A 20,433-nucleotide genomic window follows, 5' to 3' on the forward strand; every position below is an offset into this window, starting at 1 on the left:
GATGGTGTTGCATCGCGGCAATGTTACATCTCAACAGTGTTACATCGCGACAATGGTAGACTTTGAGCGCTGGCAAGCCGGTGTCAGCGTGTCAACGCCAGCCGCCACTCGTCCCGGCGTACTCCCCGCGACCGCACAACCAACAGCAAACCACCCGATACCCAGCGGATGCATTTGGTATTTTCCGCCAATTCCGATACGCTGCTCGCGGCCATCTGCGGGCAGACCGGCCTGTTCATTAGCGCATCAATTAGTTACTCCTATTTTGTCAGGTTGATATCCATGAAAACCATCAGCACTTCCCTTACCCGACGCCGCCATAGCGCCCTCATCAGCGGATTACTGGTTGGCGTATACGGATTCGCCGCACCTGCTCATGCCGACATCGATACCCAGCAATGCAGCGCGTCGGTTGAATCCACCCGCACAGCCGCATTCAGCAAAGATGAACAGGATCTGCCGTATCCCAAAATCGGTGGATTATACCAACGCCCGGCGGCAGCCGGCGTCAGTCTGACGGGTGACGCCAACCAATACGTCGAATCCGCCAGCGGCGCGTTAAACGGCAAATACCCGTTGCAGCGCAATGGCGACCACATCACGCTCACCGGCCAGGGGTATTTTGGCGTGCGCTGGGATATCGATTCTGCCGGCCGCGGCGGTACGTTGCCGGCGGAAAACGCCCCACTGTTCGCATTGAGTAACGGCACCCTAAAACGGGTGGCGCTAACGGACAGCTATATGCCGGATTATCGTCTTGATGGCGAGCCCGGCCTTACCGGTATCGGTTATGCGGTAGGCCGCCCCCTTATCACCCCCGGCACGTCGGCCGGCCAGGGCGAGATCATGCCCAGCTTGTGGCGCAACGAAATCTTCTACCTCGACGGCACCGTCACCCTTACCCAACGTCAGGGCGAGATAGACTACAAACTGGGTATCACGCCGCTGACGCTGGCGGAGGTCAACGCTCAGCTGTCCACCACGCGCAACCATGCCGGAAGAAACACCTTGCGCAGCGGCATCTCGCTGGATCCCTACATTGGCGAAGATACACCGCCCGCCTCGCCCGGCAACCTGACCGCGACGGCGATCGCCAGCTCGGTCGTCAAACTGGACTGGCGCGACTGCGCCGACAACGCGCGCGGTTTCATCGTCGAGTACGCTGAGGCCAGCGGTGGTAGCGACAGGGCCTATACCAGCGCCGAGTCGCTCGGCAAAGGCTCAGAATCGCTGGAGCTGGGAACACTGCAACCCGACACCACCTACTTTTTCCGGGTGAAAGCCTACAACCAGGCCGGCGACTCCGCCTACTCCAACGAAGTGAGCGTCACTACGCCGGCATCGACGCCACTGAGCGATAACTGGAAACAGCAGGACATCGGCAAGATGGGCACCGCCGGCACTGCTACCGAAGATAACGGCGTGATCACGCTGGAGGCGCACAACGGGGATGTCTGGGGCGCGGAGGATTCCATCCATGTTGTCTACCGAGAACTAAAAGGCGACGGGCGCATCACCGCCCGGCTTATCGATCTGCGTTACAGCGATCCCTACGCCAAGGCCGGGGTCATGATGCGTAACACCCTCGCCGCCAATAGCGGCTACGTGCTGGCCGGCTACAGCGCATCAATCGGCGCGCTATCACAATGGCGCAGCAACACCGGCAACGCCACCGGCAACAGCGGCCATTTCCCCCCATCCGGCAACGGCAGCCAACCCACCTGGCTACGTGTGACGCGCGACGGCAATACCTTCCTGGCGGAAGCGTCCGACGACGGCAAAAACTGGGCCATACTCAGCAAACGCACCCTCGTCAACTTCAACGACACCCTCTATGTCGGGCTAGTGCTCAGCTCACGGAATAACAGCAACGGCAAAGTCAGCTTCGACAATGTGAGCGTCGAGCGCTAAAACCGTAACGACAACGTCCACAAACACAAAGGCCGCCTCCCAGGAGACGGCCTTTATAACGGCCTATCCGCGTCGAATGTCGGGTGCGGACACCGCCGTCACACGACCGCCATCATCAATGTTTACCTGCCAGCGCCACCGCATCATGCAGATTCAGACGTTGCCAGAAGTTGGACTCGCCGCCGCCATTGGATAACGGATAACCGTCCGCCAGCGCGGTTTTCGCCATCAGCGCGCGCCGTTGCGCCGCGCTCAGATTCGGCAACGGCCCTTCCAGCAGCACTTCCGCCCCGGCAGGGACGTTCACCGGCTGCGCCTTCACCTTCGCCTGCGGCAAATGGTAGGTCATGGTGTAGGTGTAGAACGTCCGCATCGCCGGATCGGTATAGGGATCGTTCTTGCCCTGCGGTTTGGCGCATTCCGCCAGACTCACGCCGCAGGCTTTCTCCAATGCGGCACGCAGCTGGCTTTTGGCCTCGGTAAACAGCACGCGATATTTCGGATCGTTCAGGAATTTAGCGACGCTGCGCTGTGCGGTCATTCGGCCGCCCATGACATCCAACGGGAAATGCACCCCCAGCACCAGACGGGAATAGCCGTAGGTGGCGGCGCGATCAATCAACGGGACAAACCGCTCCGGCAACATCTGCGCCAGCAGTAGCGCATCATTATAGCCGCCGTTGGTATGGCCGCTCGGGAACGAACCACCGGACGCGGTATAACGATAACCGTCGCCCACCACCGCAGTATCCGGCACCAGATGGATGCTATTGCCCGGCTGTTTAAACGGACGCAAATAGTTATAGGTATTTTTGGCCGCAGACGTACTGACGTTGGTGGCTTTGATCAACGCGGCCGCCTTGCCGATTTCACCTTTCTGATACACCTCCAGGAACGCCTTGCCCAGACGCGGGCCCAGCGCTTCCGCCAGCGCGTAGAGATAACGGGTGTTTTCCGCATCGATCAACGCTTTCTGGCGCAGCGGCAACGTCGCTTCCAGGTTGATGCGCTCCACCGTCGCCAGGTTTTGCTTCAGCACGGCTTCCGGCAACGTTTTGAAACCCTCCAGCAGCTTGACGCTAGCCTGCTGATCTTCTTTGGCGTTGAACTTATAGCCTGTCGCTTTAAGCCACTTCATATCACCCTGCGGCGCATCCTGATCCGGCGCTTTCTCCATCACTGCATGGGTCAATTTCGGCGCCGTGCCCTGTAATGCTTGCTGCAACAGTTGCTGAACCCGTTGCTGCATTTCAATCACCGGCGCGCTATTGCTGGCTTCGGTCGTGGTCTGCAACAGACGCACCTGCGGGATCTGGGAATCGCTGGTGGCGGCCGCCTGAACCTGCACTGCGGTCAGCGCGCAGGTAACGGCCATGAAAAGAGAGGTGTAGCGCATTGGTATGTCCTTTTTATTGTCATGAACAGGAAACTGCATCAGGCTAATGGGAAACGATGACAGTTCTGTGAAATTTTCTGATAACAACAACACGTAGACAGCGCCCGCCAGCATGCATGGTGCGACCTCCCGTCGTCGACGCCGGGACAAAACGCCCACAACCATCACGCCTCATTGCCGGACACCACCGGTACTACCGCAGCCAGTGTAGTACAGCGAACAAGGAAAGGGTGTGAAATATGCGGGTTCTGATATAGCGAATGTTAATGAAAAATAATGCAAAAATGGCGTTTTCTCCCGTCTCCGATCTCAACGCGGAACAGCCTTTCAGCGCACATGCGTAGCCACCGCAGCGCGGCACTACCGGGCAACCATGCGACAGGCCAACGACAGAACAACGACAGAACAACGGCGGGGGAAAACGAATGGCGCCGCCGCCAAACAACCGCGACGGCGCGCCCCCCGCACACAGACGGCAGGCGACAATCAGGTGCGGTAAGTCTGGTTGATAAAGCGCGCGAAGTCGTGGCTCATGGCGTCATCGCCCTGTTGGTTATCCGCCAGTACCTGATCACCATCCACCACCCGAATCCGGGCATTGAGGGGGAAATCCGCCGTGGGCTGCGGACGTGCCGCCGCCGCCAGCATTACCGCCTGAGCCTGCCGCCAAGCTTCTTCCACCGTCAGATTGCATTCGCGGGCCAAATAATCCGGATTGAACCCTTCGCCGGTCAGGCTGCGCAGTGTCTCATCGTGGGTCTGGCTATTGCCGGGTTGCCAATAGTGACGGGTTAAATCCGGGCCGATCGCCGGGTTGTCCGCCAAGTAGCCATCCCGTTGCAAGAAGAAATGGCGCGTCTGTTCCACCGCCATCATCGCCAACAGATAGCCGTGATACGAACAGGCCGACTCCATCGACAACAAATGCGGGATCGCTATCGTCGGACGCGGGCTGCCGCTAATCCCCAGAATATGCTGCTCAATATCACGCGCCAATGCGGTAATCGCCTCCGGCGTGCGCGCCTCGTCACTCATGCTATAAAGCCGCCATTCGAAATAGGGCACCAGCAGAATATGGCGCTCGTCGAACGCCCGCATCGGCTGGCGGGTACGGATCTCCGCTTGAATCAATGCATCCGGTATCGGTTCGCCTTGTCGGGTACGAGCATAGCGTTTCAGCCAGTCAGCATCCTGCAACAGACTGTCGCAGAACATCGACTGGGTTTCGGCGTAAGCCATTGACGTCGGCGGAAACTCCTGAGCAAAACAGGGCGCGTTTTGGCGGATATTGGCGAAATGCGCGGCGTGGCCGCCTTCATGAAACAGCGTATTCAACCCCCTAGCACCGCTACCGACCTGATCCGGCCGCGCCAAGCTGGTGAAATTGATGCGCGCCGGTCGCCACTGCCCCTGATCGATAAACGGCGGCACCGGCTGATGCATGAAACCGTTCTCATACTTGCCGGGACGCACCAGCAGGTCGAGTTGCAGCTCGGCGTCGCCAAAGTCGATATGCAGACGTTTAAAACTGTCGACCCAGCGCGCCAGCGAATCCTCAAACGGGAAGTACGGATCGAGCTGACGGGTCACATCGCCGGTGCTGGCATAACGGATATTCCAGGGTGCCAACGCATCGGCGCCCTTTTCCGCCGCCAGTTGTTGCAGACTGCGCTGGTTCGCCTCCCGCGTCTGTTCCTCAAACCGATCGAGGATGGTGAACAGTTGTTCCGGCGTCATATGCTCGGTTTTGTTCACCTTATAGTCAAAATAGTTGCGATACCCCATCTGTCGTGCAAACCGGTTACGCAACGCCACTAGCTCTAGAAAGCCGTGCCGCAGCAACCATTGTTCCAGCTCGCGCAGCGCCTGTTGGGAACTCTGACGCCAGCTTTCATTGTCGTTGGTGGTCTGATTGGTCAGCAACTCACCGAGCGACGCAGGCACCCGTTCGCCGTGCTCGTTGATATGGGTGGTCTGATAGGTTTTACGACGCGAAAACAGATCGTTTTCTGCAGCGACCAGCGCATTCATCAACGTCTGCGCCTGTTCATCCTCGATCACATTGCAGTCGAAAAAGCGGTACCAGCCGCGCAAGCCATGCAGCAAGGCCTGCTGCGCCGGCGTTGTCGGCGCCGCCTTTACGCTGGCGATGTGTTCACGCAACTCCACCAGCCGTTGCGGCCGGGCGATAAAACTTTTCCAGTTGCTCTCCGCTTCGGCAAAACACGACGGTACGGTTTCATCGCCGGTTCCCATATAACGTTGCCAAAACAGATCCTCTTTGGCGCGGTGAACCGCCAGATAGTCGCGGTTCAGGGCGTTGAAATAGTCCACAGCCTGTTGCATGTTCGATCCTTTTCAATAGAGAGCAGAGTCAGCCCAGCCGCCGCCGGACAGTGGCTACCGCTTGTTCCATGGTCGGCGATTGGCCGCTGCCCACCAGACAGCAAGCCAGTTGCAGCCGTATCGATTGCGGTATCGGCTGCTCGCCCGCCAGACACTGACGAGTCCAGTCCACGGTGGCGGCGACATCGTGGCCAGGCGGCAGCGCATCGGCCGGGGAAGCGATGTCCTGACGCAACTGTAGCACCTGCTGCTGTTGCTGGTGAATGAAGTGGATTTCCGGACAGCGCTGCGGATTGGCATACACCTCGCCTTCCGTGCCGTGCATCAATAACGCACGACCCGCAATATCGCGGAAAAACGCGCCGACGCGCGTCACATATTCCGGGTGGGACACGCTGGCCAGCCGCAGCGCGGCGGCATCGTCAAAAGGCGTGGCCAGCTTAGCCAGCGTATGCGCACTGTTGCGCACCCCCATGCGCCAGCGCAGGTCGAGCTGGTGCGCCATCGGTGGGCACAACACCGAGATCGGGATAAACACCGGCGCGCCGGCGTCCAGCTGACGTTGCGCGTCATCGGCGCTGTCGGCGAACGCCACGCCCAGTTCCCGCAGCAGCGTCGCCGTGGTCACGCGGGTGCGATCTTCCAGTACGCCGTGCACCACCACCGGCAACCCCAGTTTATCCAACAGCAACGCCAGCAGCGGCGTCAGGTTGGCCTGCCGGCGGGCGCCGTTGTAACTGGGGATCACCACCGGCAACGGGCGTTGTGCCGGCGCCTGCAGGCACAACGTCCGTTCACGCATCGCTTGATAAAAGCCGAGCATCTCTGCTTCCGACTCCCCCTTGATGCGAAACGCAATCAGCAATCCACCCAGTTCCAGTTCCGGCACCTGACGATCCAACATCGCGCGGTAAAGCTCACGGGCGGTGTCCTGATCCAGATCGCGGGCGTGATTCTTACCGCGCCCCACCTCTTTAATGATAAGCGTGTAATCCATGATGCAGCCCCACTGTTTGCACGTTCTGTTCAGATAGCAGCGAACATAGCACGTTTCCCGACAAGTGAAACCGGTTACGCCAGACAGACTAGAGGAATTATGTGCGCCTGGTCGACAACCATGCGCCAAGCATGCTGTCACGAGCGTCAGGCGGTGCCGAACGTCGCCAGTGAGAGATAGCGGTTATTGCTGGCTGCGCGCCGCATCGTCATCAGCCGATGCAGGGCTAGCTTCCGGCATCGGCCGCTGTTCGATAGGGAAGACCGGCAACGCCTCCAGCAAACGTGCGCCGTAGCTTTTGGTCAACAGGCGTCGATCATAAATCACGACCTCGCCAAAGCACTGATGGCTGCGAATAAGGCGCCCGACCTGCTGAATCAGGCTGAACGATGCGCTCGGCAGGCTTTGCACCACGAACGGGTGACGCTTCTGCGCCTTCAGCCACTCGCCTTCGGTGAGAATGACCGGGCTGTCCACCGGCGGAAAAGCAATTTTGTGGATGTGCACCTGCGACAGCAGTTCCCCTTTCAAATCCAGCCCTTCGGAGAAGGATTGCAACCCGACCAACACGCTGGTTTGCCCCTCATTAATCCGCTGGCGGTGCAACTCCACCAACCGGTAACGGGGCTGGTCGCCCTGCACCAGCAACATCAGGCGCAGATCCGGTACCTGGGTCAAAAACAACTGCATCGCCCGTTGGCTGGCGAACAGCACCAGCATGCCGCGAAACTGCTCCCGCTTCAGTTCTGCACGGAAAAACCGCGCCATTTCGGCAATGTGTTCCGCTTCATGCGTTATCAAGGGTTCGTAACGCATTTGCGGGATCACCAATTTGCCTTGCTCGCGGTGGTGGAAGGGCGAATCCAGCGCCACGAAGGTATCCCCCTCCTGCTCATCCAGCCCGGACAGCTCTTTAAGGCGGTCGAACCGGTTAAGGGAGCGCAGCGTGGCCGACGTCACCACCACATGCGACAGGTTGCGCCACAGCAGCCGATCCAGCTGATCGCACACACGGATCCCGGCACAATGCAGATAGAGATGTGGCACGCCCTCCCGCCGTTCGCGCACAATCCATTTGGAAACCGGGGCGTTGGAGGCCTGCTCCAGCGCCGCCAGCCGCCACAATTTGCTCTGCGCCTCGAAGTAACCGAGCAGCCGACTCATGCGCAGCATGGTCTGATGCAGTTTCACCACATCGTGTTTGGCAGTTTTTTCGCCCAGATCATTGAGGATGTACTCCGCCAGACCACGCAAGCTGTCCTGCAATTTAAACAACCGGGAACAGACTTCGCGCATCTCCTCCGGCAAGTGCCCCATTGGGAAACGGTAATCCGCCTCCGGCGTCGCCGCAGGTAAGAACAACGCACACATGCGTTCGAAGGATTGCAACTGTTCGCGTATTTCGCCGCAGTGCTCCGCCAGCCGATCCGGCTGCATCATGCGCGGCGGCGAAGAGGGCGGGAACTGCCCCAGACACAGCGCCACCAGTTGCATCAGCTGATCGAGCTGGTGCTGCGCCGCCGCCGTCGTGACGTCGCCGGCCATTTCCAACGCATCACGCGCCACCTCCGGGATATGGTGGCCTTCGTCCAACACCAGCAGCAGGTTTTTCGGGTCTGGCAGCACGGCGTCACTCTCCATTGCCGCCAGCACCAACGCATGGTTAGTGACCACCACGTCTGCGTCGTCGATCTCGCGCCGGGCCAGAAAAAACGGGCACTCACGGTAGTGAAAACAGTTGCGCCCGAGGCAATTCGCCTTGTCGGTACTCAAACGGCTCCAGAGCGCATCGCCGATCGACTCCTGACTGTGATCCCGTAACCCGTCCCACTGATAGCTTTGCAACGCCAGTTGCAGCCGAGCGCTGGTGGCCTGTTCTTCTTTGCTGGAGGGGAGATGCTCATCCATAAACAGCAGTAGGTCGCCCTGCGACGACACGTCGGTGCTCATCGCCGCCAAATTGCGCGGGCAGACATAGCGACCACGGCCAAACGCGGCGGTGAACTTCAGATCGGGGATGAACTGACGCAACAGCGGCAAATCCTTGCTGAAAATCTGATCCTGCAACGCCACGTTGGCGGTACTCACCACCAGCGTTTTCAAGGTGTCACGGCCGATGGCAATGCCGGGAATCAGGTACGACAGGGTTTTGCCCACGCCGGTCGGCGCTTCGATCGCCAAATGGCGCGGGTAATCACCCGCCAGCGCTTTCGCCACTTCGGCAACCATCTGGCGCTGCGGCGCGCGGGAGACAAAATCCGGGATATGCTGTTGCAGCGCCTTGTACCACTGGCCGATTTGCTGCTTAAGTGCGGGGGTAAGGGTCATGCCGTTTCACTGTCCTTCAATCTGTCCGGCATTGTCCCACAGTCGGGCGGCGACGTCAGCCCGGATGACGGGATCCGCCTCGACAATCGGCGATCCGGCGAGTAGGCTGAGGGCCGTGATTTGCCACCCGGACTGTTATCGCCATGGCCGCCATCCGTCTGCCGCATCAACGTTACTGGTTCTCCCCCCGCCTGCCGTGGCTGGAATGCCGCTCGACTTGGCACAGCCAGCAACCTTACCACCCCCATCAACACCCGCAGCTTTCCCTCGGCTGCATGCTGGAGGGCGTCACCTGCTGCCATTACCGCGACGTCGACTATCTGCTCAACGCCGGCGAGTTGGTGCTCATCGAGCCGGACACCGCGCACAGTTGCAACCCGTTGCCGGGGCAACACCGGAGCTATCACATGCTGTATCTGGACAAAGCCTGGTGCCTGCAACGGTTAGCCGCACTATGGGGGCAGCCGGTATCCGATTTTTCCTGTGACGTTGTCACTATTAATCACCCGGACAGTTATACCCGCATTCTTCGCCTGATCCACCACCTCCATCAGGGGCAATTGCCGCAGGCGGAAACAGAACTACGGCGGCTGACCGACACCTTGTTTATGCATTATTGCCGTCCGGTCGCGCCGACGATGCCCTATAGCCCGACCACCCGCTACGTTCAGCAACGCCTATCCGCCGACCTGCTTGCCGCGCCGCCGTTAACCACCCTGGCGACCGAGCTCGACCTGCGGCGGGAAACGGTGTTGCGCCAGTTCCGACGAGATACCGGCATTACGCCGCTGGCCTACCTTAACAATATGCGTATCGAATACGCCAAATCCTTGATCAAGCAAGGGGCGGAGTTGGCGGATACCGGCTATGCCAGCGGTTTTTGCGACCAGAGCCATTTCCACCGCACTTTTTTGCAATACACCGCCGCCACGCCGGGCCAATACCGTCAGGGACGATCACTTTCCTGCAATACATAACGCGCCGGGCTGCCCACAATGCGCCTCCCGAATTCACGGAGGTTATGCATGTCATCCTTATTGTTTCCCGAACATTTTGCGGCGTTGGCCGCCGCGCACTTCGCCGCCCTGCTCAGCCCCGGCGCGGATTTTTTCCTGATACTGGCCTACGCTATTCGCCATCGATTACGGGGAAGCGCGGGGATCTGTCTGGGGATCGCAGCCGGCAACGCCGTCTATATCGCACTGGCATCGTTAGGCTGGCAGGGGCTGCGGCCGGACGGCGGGCTGTTCATCGCCCTTGAACTGGCGGGGGCGTGCTATCTGACCTTCATCGGCATCAAACTGCTCCGGGCCCCGGTCATGGCATCGCTACCTTCCCAGGGTGAGTCTGCGCCCTGCCCCGGCTTTGGCCGCCAGTGCCTGATGGGGTTCGGCTCGGCGTTATTGAATCCGAAAAATATGTTGTTTTATATCAGCCTGATGGCATCGATTCTCGGCCCGGTATCCGCAGGTCAGCAATGGCTGGTGGGCGGATGGATGTTTCTGGCGGTATTGCTGTGGGATTTACTGGTCGCGGCGCTGGTCGGCTGGCATCCGCTACAGCAACGGCTGCGCCCATTGCTGTTCGGGCTGACCCGTCTGTCCGGCGCTATTCTGCTGTTGTTCGGACTGGCGCTGTTGTTCAATCGCGCGCTGGCGTGTCTCGGCTGAGGCAGGCATAATCGCCGCCACCAAGCAGAGTCCCGTAAAAGGATAACCGAATGAACATCAAGAAACTGGGTATGATCGGCCTGTTCGCGCTGTGCGCGCTGGGGTGCATCGGCGGCATGGCATTGGTGGGGTATATCATCATCGTTCACGGCGCCTGAACCCGGAAGGTTCAGGCCGTCAAACGGCCCTGAGGCCAACGCCATCAGAGCTGCATGTCACTTATTGCAGCGTAAAGCTGCCGTGTTTCACCCGCTGGGAATCCAGCCCGATCATCACGTCAAACTGGCCGGGCTCTACCACCTGCTGCATTTGCTGGTTGTAGAACATCAGCGCCTGCGGCGTGATCGTAAAGCTGACTTGCTGGCTTTCTCCTGGCTGTAACATCACCTTGCGGAAACCGCGCAACTCCTTCACCGGACGGCTGACAGACGCCACCACATCGTGCAGGTAGAGCTGAACCACCGTCTCCCCGGCGCGTTTGCCGGTATTGGTCACTGTCACCGATGCGTTCACCGAGCCGTTGCGTTTCATGGTCGGGCTCGAGAGCACCACGTCCGACACCGCGAAAGTGGTGTAGCTCAGGCCATAACCGAACGGATACAGCGGCCCGTTGGCCTCGTCGAAGTAGTGCGAAGTGTACTTGTTGGGGGCCTCTGCGGAATACGGACGCCCCGTCGGCAGGTGGTTGTAGTACATCGGGATTTGCCCCACCGAGCGCGGGAAGGTCATCGGCAGTTTGCCGGACGGGTTGTAGTCGCCGAACAACACATCGGCGATGGCGTTGCCCCCTTCGGTGCCGCTGAACCAGGTTTCCAGAATGGCGTTGGCCTGCTGATCTTCACGGCTTAGATCCAGCGGACGACCGTTCATCAGCACCAGCACCAGCGGCTTGCCGGTGGTTTTCAACGCAGCAATCAGCGCCTTTTGCTCCGGCGGAATGGTGATTTTGGCGCGGCTGGAGGCTTCATGCGCCATCCCCTGGGATTCGCCCACCACGGCGATCACCACATCGGATTTTTTCGCCGCGTCCACCGCTTCGTCGATCATCGCCTGCGGCGAGCGCGGATCCACCATGACCGATTCATCGTATTCGTTCAGGAATTTAATCAACCCGTGGTGGTTGGTGACGTTGGAACCCTTGGCGTAATAAACACGGGCGTTATATCCCACCGCCTTACGGATCCCTTCGTACACCGTCACCGCCTGTGCCGGACGCCCGGCGGCCGACCAACTGCCGATAATGTCGCGTTTGCTGTCCGCCAGCGGCCCGACGACGGCAATCGTGCCGGATTTCGCCAACGGCAGAATATTCAGCCGGTTTTTCAACAGCACCAGGCTACGGCGCGCCACGTCACGCGCTTCAGCACGGTGTAGGCGGCTTTCGGCATTGGTATCCAGCGGATCGGAACCGACCGGGCCGAGATGGCGATACGGATCCTGGAACAGCCCCATGTCGTACTTCATGTTCAGCACCTGGCGGCAGGCATCTTCAATATCCTTAATATTGACTGCGCCACGCTTGACCAGATCCGGCAAATAACGCTCGAAATACTCGTCGCTCATACTCATGCCGATACCCGCATGCACTGCGATACGCGACGCATCGCTGGGGTCGGCGGCGACGCCGTGCTTAATCAACTCCTTGATGGCGCCATGATCGCTGATGGTGATGCCTTTAAAGTGCCACTGGTCGCGTAGTACATCCTTCAGCAACCAGCGGTTGGCGGTAGCGGGTACGCCGTTGATCGAATTAAGCGACGCCATCACCCCGTAGCTGCCGGCGTCGATCGCTGCTTTGTACGGCGGCATATAATCCTGGAACATGCGCTGCGGGCTCATGTCCACGGTGTTATAGTCGCGTCCGCCTTCCGCCGCGCCGTACAGCGCGAAGTGCTTGACGCTGGTCATCAGGGAATGGCGACCGGTCAGGTCATCCCCCTGAAAACCTTTTACCATCACCCGGGCGATTTCGCTGGTGAGGTAGGTGTCCTCGCCGAACCCTTCAGATACCCGGCCCCAGCGCGGATCGCGGGTGATATCCACCATCGGTGCCCAGGTCATGTTCAGGCCGTCTTCCGTCGCTTCATACGCCGCAATACGTGCTGATGTTTCTACTGTATCCATGTCCCAGGACGAGGCCAGACCCAGCCCGATCGGGAACACGGTGCGCTGACCGTGCACCACGTCGTAAGCAAAAAACAGCGGTATTTTCAGACGACTGAGTTGCATCACCTGGTCCTGCATCACCCGAATGTCAGGGCGGGTGACGGTGTTGAAAATCCCACCGACCTGTCCATTGCGAATCATCTCGCGAATCGCGTGTTTCGGGTTGTCCGGGCCGACGCTGATCAACCGTAACTGCCCGATTTTTTCTTCCAGCGTCATTTTTTTAAGCAGATCGTTAACGAAGGCATCGCGCTGTTGTTGGGATGTCAGCGTGGCCGCCGGCGGCGTGCCATCGACATGGTTCGCCCAGACCGGGCTGCATGCCAAACCGACAGCAAGCGTCAGTGAAGTAAGCCATTTCATGGATGGTTGTAAATCCCTGTGTGCAGCCGTCGGTCAAGAAGTGACGGTCTGCCTGATGGTGACAAGACAAGGCGGCTAATTTGCCACAAAACCTACGGTGGCAAAACGGATATCGTATTTTTTCCGGTACGGATGTGACGCAGAACAAACGCCATTCATCACAAAGAATCGTCAGAAACCTGACCAAACCTTGACGGAATATGTGCCTCGGTCGTTGGCGTACCGGTGCGCATGCGGCAATGTTCAGCACGGCAATGTTTTCAGCACAGAAATGTTTTCAGCACGGCAAGACAACTCGCCCGCCACGCGAAACCTATTGCCGACGCCGCCGATGAAACGGCCAGCGGTGTCGGAGAGGTAATGGCGCATCAAACCAAGGGATAGTCGACGAGAAGGACGATCAGTCAGAAGGCAACGCACGCGGCCCCCAACAGAGTCGGGCGATAGCGTGCGGTGGGTTTTATCGCGGGGCCAATGCAGTCAACGCCCGGTCGAGCGCACCGACCAGCCAGTCGATATCGTGCTCCTGGAACGCCAGCGTCGGACGCAGCTTCAGCACATTGCCATACGGCCCGGCGACGGAAGTCAGCACCCGGTCTTCGCGCAGATGTTCAATCACGTTCAGCGCCAGTGGTTTATCCGGCGTTTTACTCTCGCGGTCGTTCACCAGTTCGAAACCGATAAACAGCCCGGCGCCGCGCACATCGCCGATGCTGGGGTGTCTGGCCATCAGCCCGGACAGTTCGTTAAGCAATTTGGCGCCCACCACGCGGCTGTGCTCCTGCAATTGCTCTTCGCGGATGACATTCAGCACCGCCTGTGCCGCCGCCATCGCCACCGGATTGCCGCCGAAGGTATTGAAATAGGGAATTTCATCGCTGAACGCCGCCAGCACTTCCGGCCGCGCCAGCAGCGCCGACACCGGTATACCGTTGCCCATCGGTTTACCCATGGTGATCACATCCGGCACCACGCCATGACGGGCAAAACCCCAGAAGGCTTCGCCGGTGCGAGCAAAACCCGGCTGCACTTCGTCGGCGATGAAAATACCGCCGTTGGCGTGCACCACATCCACCGCCGCCTGCAAATACCCGACCGGCCCCGGCAATACGCCGTCGGACGAGAAGATAGAGTCGGCCAGAAAACCGGCGAACTTGATGCCGTGGGCAGCCATATCGTCAATTTGCTTCTGGATCTCGTTGGCGAACCAGGCGCCCAGATCCGGCGCATCCACCCGATAACGGTCGGGCGCCGGCACCAAACGGGTGGTGGCGGCGAGCGGTTGGCCGCTGCCCAGCGCCGGCGACGCGCCGGAAGTCAGATCGCTGGTGCCGTGATAGGCCTCGCGGGTCACAATGATGCCGGTGCCGCCGCTGTAGGCCCGCGCGACGCGCATCGCCAGATCGTTAGCTTCAGAGCCGGTGCACATGTACATCGCCTTGGTGATCTCGGGCGGTACCAGCGTCAGCAGATCTTCGGTGTAATTCAGAATGCGCTCATGCAGATAACGAGTATGGGTATTGAGCTGACACATCTGCGTATGCACCGCGTCAATCACTGCCGGGTGGCAGTGGCCGATGCTGGCTACGTTGTTGTAGACATCCAGATACTTATCGCCCGCCGCATCCCACAGATATTGCTGCTCACCGCGCACCAGATGCACCGGATTACGATAGAACAGACGATAGGAATCGCCCAAAACCCGGCTGCGTTTATCCGTCAGCGCGCGAATGTCTGCCGTCAGCGCCGCGGCGTGCTCCGCCCGAAAGCTGTTGGTATCCATGATGGTTGAACGTGTCGCCATGATGACTCCCGAATGAAAAGTAAAAAGTGTCCGACGCGGCCCAATACCGTTCGATTCCGCGTTGAGCATTGGGGGCAGGAAACGGCTGTACCACGATCCACTCCGGCATCGCCTCGCCCTTACCCTAAACCAACCGCATGGCGGCAATATGGTCTATCGGCACCGGGATGCGGTCATGATTACACCCTACACAAAAGCAACAAAATACACAAATACAAAAATACGCACTAATCCGACGCGGTGTAAAAACCGCGAACGTGCCGAGCATGCGCCTTGGTGCCAGACTCAATCCTGACGGGCAATCCTAAGTTTCATAGGGAATATGTATACTATCCGAACACAAAAAAGTTATTCTGACGCTGGCGACAACGAATGTGCACATGGGCAATGCGTGCACCCACGCCATGCTTAATTACACAAAACTACACAGACAGGAATAACCGAGCGCCAACTGATTCCTTCGCCAGAGGCCGCTATAATGCTCTCCCGGCCATGTCCTGACGCCATACACCGAACATGAGATAAACACATGCTTGAAGAAACCCGTTTGCACCGCATCCGATTGCTGATCTCGACGCTTAACCGGGTCACTACCGAACAACTGATTCAACACCTTGGCGTTTCCCGTGAAACCGTCAGGCGAGACATCCTCAAGTTGGAAGCGGAAGGCACGTTACGGCGCGTTCACGGCGGCGTGGTCGCCACCGGGCCGGAGCCGGAGCCGCCGCTGGCGGTACGCAATACCGTGCGGGAAAAGGAAAAACTGGCGATCGCCCGGCTGGCGGTGCAACAGTTACAAGCTGGCCAGACGCTGTTTATTGACGCCGGCAGCACCACGACGCTACTGGCCAGTGAACTGCTGCCGCTACCGGCGATGACGATCATCACCAACAGTCTCCCGGTCGCGCTGAAACTGAGCACCGGCGACGGCGACGAACGCCTGCAACACGAAGTGATTCTGCTAGGCGGGCATATGGGATCAGCGGCGCAGGCCACCGCCGGTGCGTTAACCGTCGGCGAAATCCAGCGCTACCGCGCCGATGCGGCGCTACTCTCGCCGGTCGGCGTCACCAGTCAATCCGGCGCCAGCAGTTTTTCCCATCAGGAAGCGGCTATCGCCGCCGCGATGGCAAACCACGCCAGGCACTGCATCATTCTGGCGGATCACAGTAAACTGGGCGTCACCAGTCGCGTCGTCTACGCGCCCCCCACCCGCATCGATACCCTGATCACCGATGCTGTCGCCGCCGACCACGCCGATCTGCCCGCGTTGCAGGCGGCCTGCGGCCAGGTGCTGCTGGCATGATGTTTAACGCCTATCCTGCCACCGCCAGCATCAGGCAGTACGACATCAGACTATATGCGGCGTAGGTCGAACCGCTCTGCGCCCGGCCCCACGGCAGGCGTGGCAAATCACGCGGCGCGCACACGCAGTAGCCGTGCATGAGGATATCGGGCGCGCCCCAGTCAAACCGACACATACAATAGGGTTAGCGCTACAGGTGATATGCGTCATGTTTCGTGGTACATCTAACCGCTATTTACCGGAGGTAACACCATGTATCAGCTCTACATCGCCAACAAGAATTATTCATCCTGGTCACTGCGCCCCTGGGTTCTGATGACCTCACTTCATATTCCTTTTGTTGAAACGCTGGTTCCCTTTGCCCCTGGCCCGACGCAACCCGCCTTTAAGGCATTTTCCCCTACCGGCAAGGTACCTTGTCTGGTGGATGGCGGGATCACCGTGTGGGATTCGCTGGCTATCACCGAATATCTGGCAGAACGCCATGATGACATATGGCCGCAGGACAATACGGCGCGCGCCTGGGCACGCTGCGCCGCCGCTGAGATGCATTCCGGTTTTAGTGCATTGCGTAACCAATGCCCGATGAATTGCGGCGTGCAGGTACAGTTAAACACCATCACGCCCGCGCTGCAGGCGGATATCGATCGCGTCGTCCAGCTCTGGCAGGAAGGGATCTCCCGGTTCGGCGGGCCGTTCCTGGCCGGTGCTAATTTCAGTGCGGTGGATGCGTTCTATGCGCCGGTTATCTTCCGTTTCAAAACCTACGCTCTGCCGCTCAACGGCGCGGCGCAGGCGTACTTCCAACTGATGCTGGCGCAGCCCGCCATGCAGGCATGGCTGAACCAGGCGCTGACGGAAACCTGGCGGGAAGACGCACACGAGCAGGAAACCACCGCCTTCGGGACTATTACGCAGGATCTGCGCGCCTCCTGATCGACCATCGTCAACCGCAAATCAGGCTCATATCAAACGACAGCCTATCCATGCAAAAACGGGCCGCCTTATGGCAGCCCGTTTTATTGGTACGTCAGGCACGCCGTGCCCATCCTCTCGTCCGTCGATTAATCAACGGCAGTGACCGACATACCGCCTGGCTGACGCTCGGCCAGCCCTTTCTGTTTTTTATAGCTTAACGCCGCTGCCGGCACCGGGCTGACCCGGCCGGTTTCCAGCCAGTTGCGCAGCCGGTTGGCATCAGCAAAGTGGGTGAACTTGCCGAATGCATCCAGCACCACCAGCGCCACCGGGCGTTGGTTGATGACGGTGCGCATCACCAGGCAATGACCTGCCTGGTTGGTAAATCCCGTCTTGGTAAGCTGAATGTTCCAGTCGGAGCGGTAAATCAGGTGGTTGGTGTTGCGAAACGGCAGGCTGTACGACGGGTTGGTGAAGGTCGCGGTTTTTTCCTGCGTGGTACTGAGCTGGCTCAACAGCGGATACTGCTTCGACGCAATCAACAGTTTGGTGAGATCCCGTGCGGTGGAAACGTTGTGGATCGACAGCCCGGTCGGTTCCACATACCGGGTATGGGTCATACCCAGCGCCTTGGCCTTGGCGTTCATGGCGGCGATAAACGCTTGATAACCGCCGCGATAATGATGCGCCAGACTGGCTGCGGCCCGGTTTTCCGACGACATCAATGCCAGCAGTAGCATGTCGTGACGGCTGATCTCACTACCCAGACGGACACGAGAATAGACCCCTTTCATTTCCGCCGTCTGGCTGATATCCACGGAAATCCGTTCATCCATCGGCTGATTGGCATCCAGCACGACCATCGCCGTCATCAGCTTGGTGACGGAGGCGATCGGGACGACAACATCCGGATTGGTGGAATACAGCACCTCGTTATTGCGTAAATCAACCACCATTGCGCTACCGGAAGCGATTTCCTGCCGGGCAGCGGCATGCTGTGTGGTGGAGGTTTGCGCCATAGCATGAGAAGAAACCAGCGCCGGCGCGGACAACAGTAACAAGCTCAGGATAGAAAAACGAAATTTTTTATTCATTATCAATAACTTAAACAGTCTACTGTTAAAGAGAAACCGAAAACCGAAGTATTATAGTGGCCTCTGCCTTTTGACGCATCCGGCGCACCGGAAAGCTTTGTGACAAAGTTTGACAGCCACGCCATGGCAAAATGGGCATAACATCTTGCTGTAGCAGGAATTATCCTCTCCCTGCCAGGGGCTCGCCCGCATACCGCCATCAATAACCCAGCAGTTGCCGATAGGATCGGGTTTCAATATTGTCCATCAGCAGCCCAAGACGCAGCGCGCACTCCTGGCATTTTTCACCCAACATGCCTAACTCTTCCTCCTCTTCAGTCATGCAGGATATTTCCACGTAGTGTCCCAGCGCATCGATATGATCCAGCGTGATATGAAAAATCCCCAGAAAGTAAATGCTCCGGGTTTTATTGATTTCGAAGGTGGGTTGATATCCCAGGGTTTTCAGCATACCGTCCGCCCGATCAAACGACTCGACGTTGACCGCTTCGCAACGCCCGGCTTTAGGCCCTTTTACGATCCAGAGCTTGATGCCCGACGGCGCCATATGGCGCAGAATCATACTGATATTCTGCCCGCTTAGCGATTTGTCAGCCGTATCATAATAGATATCGTATTCCCTATTTTCGAATACGAATGATTCGGGATGATGACTGAATAATTTCTCACGAAACGCGACTATATCCTGAATACGAAATTTCAATTCAACTTCATACTTCCCTTTAAAATGCTCGACCACTTTTATTTTCTCTCTCCGCTGTTTTTCTACCGCCGATAAAAAATCACACCAAGTTCAAAAAAGATAAAAAATAAATATTCAGCAAGTAGAAATCGTGTTACGTATGCGTAACGTGTTTATTTTTCGAAACATACAGATAATGACGATGATATATCCGATGAAAAATAAGGCCGTGTCGTTACCGGTTAATTCTTCATCCCGCATCAATTATCCCGTTATGTTTTCTCACAACGCAGTGGCCGCGTTATCCCCGAAATAATTCGAGTGACAGGCAGGCGACAATCGAGCGACTCTCCAGACGCTTACATAGGTAAGTCAGGAGATGCATGAAGGCGGCCAACGCGCCTGCAGGTCGAACTATGACGGGTCTACCCATTGAAATGACAGCGGGCAACAGTGGTGCTTCTGTCTTCGACAATGGCCACGCCACACGGTGTGCTTATTGTTGTACGCTCCCGGGGGATGTCAACATTCCCACGCTACGGCGACTCCATGAACTTAAGAGATGGCAAAGCCAGCGCATCAGAAAGATGCTGCACCATGACAGCGAAAAAGAGAAGGTGTTTAACAAATACCCTGCAAAATAAAAAAAAGTTCCCAATAATGAATCCGCCATCTTTCCCTCACCAGACTATAAAATAAACGACACTTTCCGATAATGTTTATTTGTCGAGATGCATCCAGTGAATGGTTGCCGTTCTCGCTATACACCATGACAGCGAAAAAAACACCCCCAGCAATCACTTTCCCGATAAAAAAGGGCCTGGCCAACCAGGAATTAAGAGACATATTCATCCGGAATCAACCGACATATGCTCCCCGCCTATTATCTGCAAAAATGTGTCATCCTGCTAACCATGTATAGATACGAAAAAGTAATAATTCAATCCACCACACACATTTTTGCAACACTGTACCGAATTATCTGTAAATATTTCTTTCATGTATAAATGGTCATGTCGTCATAAGGCGCCTGACGACAGCCGGCCAGCCTTGAGCGCAAATCGCCGACATGCACTTCCAATTGATGAGCATCGGGATCCAGAAAATAAAGAGAGTCGCCCTCGCTGCGATTGTCCTTCCACTCCACCACGCCAGCCTGACGCAATCGCTGGCAAAACGAAGGAAAGTCCGCTTTCTCGATACTAAAGGCATAATGGGTATAACCGGTGGAGAGTTCGTCACGTTCAGGTTCCAACGTCAGACACAGCCAAAATCCCGGTAACGACAGGTAAGCCCCGCGCGCCCACTCGGCTTCGAGACGAAATTGCAGGAGCTGATGATAAAACCGGATGCTACGCGGTAGATCGCACACCGAAAGCGTTAAATGATTAAAACCGGATAGCATGGGTCATCCCTTCTGGTTGTAGCCAACCCATACAGCATACTCCCCCA

The 20,433-nt window shown here is 57.9% G+C and carries 14 protein-coding genes; 5 read left to right on the top strand and 9 right to left on the bottom strand.

Going from position 1 to position 20,433, the window contains the following annotated elements; all coding sequences use genetic code 11:
* Positions 1-282 precede the first annotated feature (282 nt).
* Complete coding sequence (locus tag HEP82_RS12885) at positions 283-1,911, top strand: fibronectin type III domain-containing protein (RefSeq protein WP_192458447.1); 1,629 nt, start codon at positions 283-285, stop codon at positions 1,909-1,911.
* Between the two features lie 115 nt (positions 1,912-2,026).
* Here HEP82_RS12885 and HEP82_RS12890 read toward each other — a convergent pair whose 3' ends face one another.
* The 4 genes from HEP82_RS12890 to dinG form a co-directional block, all read right to left on the bottom strand.
* Positions 2,027-3,307, bottom strand: a complete 1,281-nt coding sequence (locus tag HEP82_RS12890; protein ID WP_192458448.1) for an acid phosphatase — start codon at positions 3,305-3,307, stop codon at positions 2,027-2,029.
* 486 nt (positions 3,308-3,793) lie between these two features.
* Positions 3,794-5,653 carry a M3 family metallopeptidase gene (locus tag HEP82_RS12895; protein ID WP_192458449.1) on the bottom strand — a complete coding sequence of 620 codons (1,860 nt, stop codon included), beginning with the start codon at positions 5,651-5,653 and terminating at the stop codon, positions 3,794-3,796.
* 28 nt (positions 5,654-5,681) lie between these two features.
* Positions 5,682-6,650, bottom strand: a complete 969-nt coding sequence (gene ybiB, locus HEP82_RS12900; RefSeq protein ID WP_192458450.1) for a DNA-binding protein YbiB — start codon at positions 6,648-6,650, stop codon at positions 5,682-5,684.
* Between the two features lie 183 nt (positions 6,651-6,833).
* Positions 6,834-8,978, bottom strand: coding sequence for an ATP-dependent DNA helicase DinG (gene dinG / locus HEP82_RS12905; RefSeq protein ID WP_192458451.1), 2,145 nt, complete (start codon positions 8,976-8,978; stop codon positions 6,834-6,836).
* A gap of 143 nt (positions 8,979-9,121) precedes the next feature.
* On the opposite strand from dinG, the gene HEP82_RS12910 reads away from it, so the two are divergent.
* Positions 9,122-9,955: an AraC family transcriptional regulator gene (locus HEP82_RS12910; RefSeq protein WP_192458452.1), complete on the top strand. Its 834-nt coding sequence runs from the start codon at positions 9,122-9,124 to the stop codon at positions 9,953-9,955.
* Positions 9,956-10,003: 48 nt separating this feature from the next.
* Positions 10,004-10,648, top strand: a complete 645-nt coding sequence (locus tag HEP82_RS12915) for a LysE family translocator (RefSeq protein WP_192458453.1) — start codon at positions 10,004-10,006, stop codon at positions 10,646-10,648.
* Positions 10,649-10,867: 219 nt separating this feature from the next.
* On the opposite strand, the gene bglX is transcribed toward HEP82_RS12915, so the two are convergent.
* Both bglX and HEP82_RS12925 read right to left on the bottom strand, forming a co-directional pair.
* Positions 10,868-13,177: a beta-glucosidase BglX gene (bglX, locus tag HEP82_RS12920; RefSeq protein ID WP_192458454.1), complete on the bottom strand. Its 2,310-nt coding sequence runs from the start codon at positions 13,175-13,177 to the stop codon at positions 10,868-10,870.
* A 460-nt stretch (positions 13,178-13,637) separates the two neighbouring features.
* Positions 13,638-14,981 (bottom strand): aspartate aminotransferase family protein, encoded by a 1,344-nt coding sequence (locus tag HEP82_RS12925; protein ID WP_192458455.1) that lies wholly within the window; start codon positions 14,979-14,981, stop codon positions 13,638-13,640.
* 529 nt (positions 14,982-15,510) lie between these two features.
* Between HEP82_RS12925 and HEP82_RS12930 the strand changes: the two genes are divergently transcribed.
* Both HEP82_RS12930 and HEP82_RS12935 read left to right on the top strand, forming a co-directional pair.
* Entirely contained in the window at positions 15,511-16,287 is a 777-nt protein-coding gene (locus tag HEP82_RS12930; RefSeq protein ID WP_192458456.1) for a DeoR/GlpR family DNA-binding transcription regulator, read from the top strand.
* A 252-nt stretch (positions 16,288-16,539) separates the two neighbouring features.
* Positions 16,540-17,223, top strand: a complete 684-nt coding sequence (locus tag HEP82_RS12935; RefSeq protein ID WP_192458457.1) for a glutathione S-transferase family protein — start codon at positions 16,540-16,542, stop codon at positions 17,221-17,223.
* 128 nt (positions 17,224-17,351) lie between these two features.
* Here the strand turns inward: HEP82_RS12935 and pbpG are convergent, their stop codons facing one another.
* From pbpG to HEP82_RS12950, 3 genes are all read right to left on the bottom strand, one after another.
* Positions 17,352-18,299 (bottom strand): D-alanyl-D-alanine endopeptidase, encoded by a 948-nt coding sequence (gene pbpG / locus HEP82_RS12940; protein ID WP_192458458.1) that lies wholly within the window; start codon positions 18,297-18,299, stop codon positions 17,352-17,354.
* A 199-nt stretch (positions 18,300-18,498) separates the two neighbouring features.
* Complete coding sequence (gene cyaB, locus HEP82_RS12945) at positions 18,499-19,038, bottom strand: class IV adenylate cyclase (RefSeq protein ID WP_192458459.1); 540 nt, start codon at positions 19,036-19,038, stop codon at positions 18,499-18,501.
* Between the two features lie 940 nt (positions 19,039-19,978).
* On the bottom strand, positions 19,979-20,386 hold the full coding sequence (locus tag HEP82_RS12950) for a VOC family protein (RefSeq protein WP_192458460.1): 408 nt from the start codon (positions 20,384-20,386) through the stop codon (positions 19,979-19,981).
* Between the last annotated feature and the right edge of the window lie 47 nt (positions 20,387-20,433).

This window comes from Musicola keenii (genome assembly GCF_014855505.1).
Lineage (GTDB): Bacteria > Pseudomonadota > Gammaproteobacteria > Enterobacterales > Enterobacteriaceae > Musicola > Musicola paradisiaca.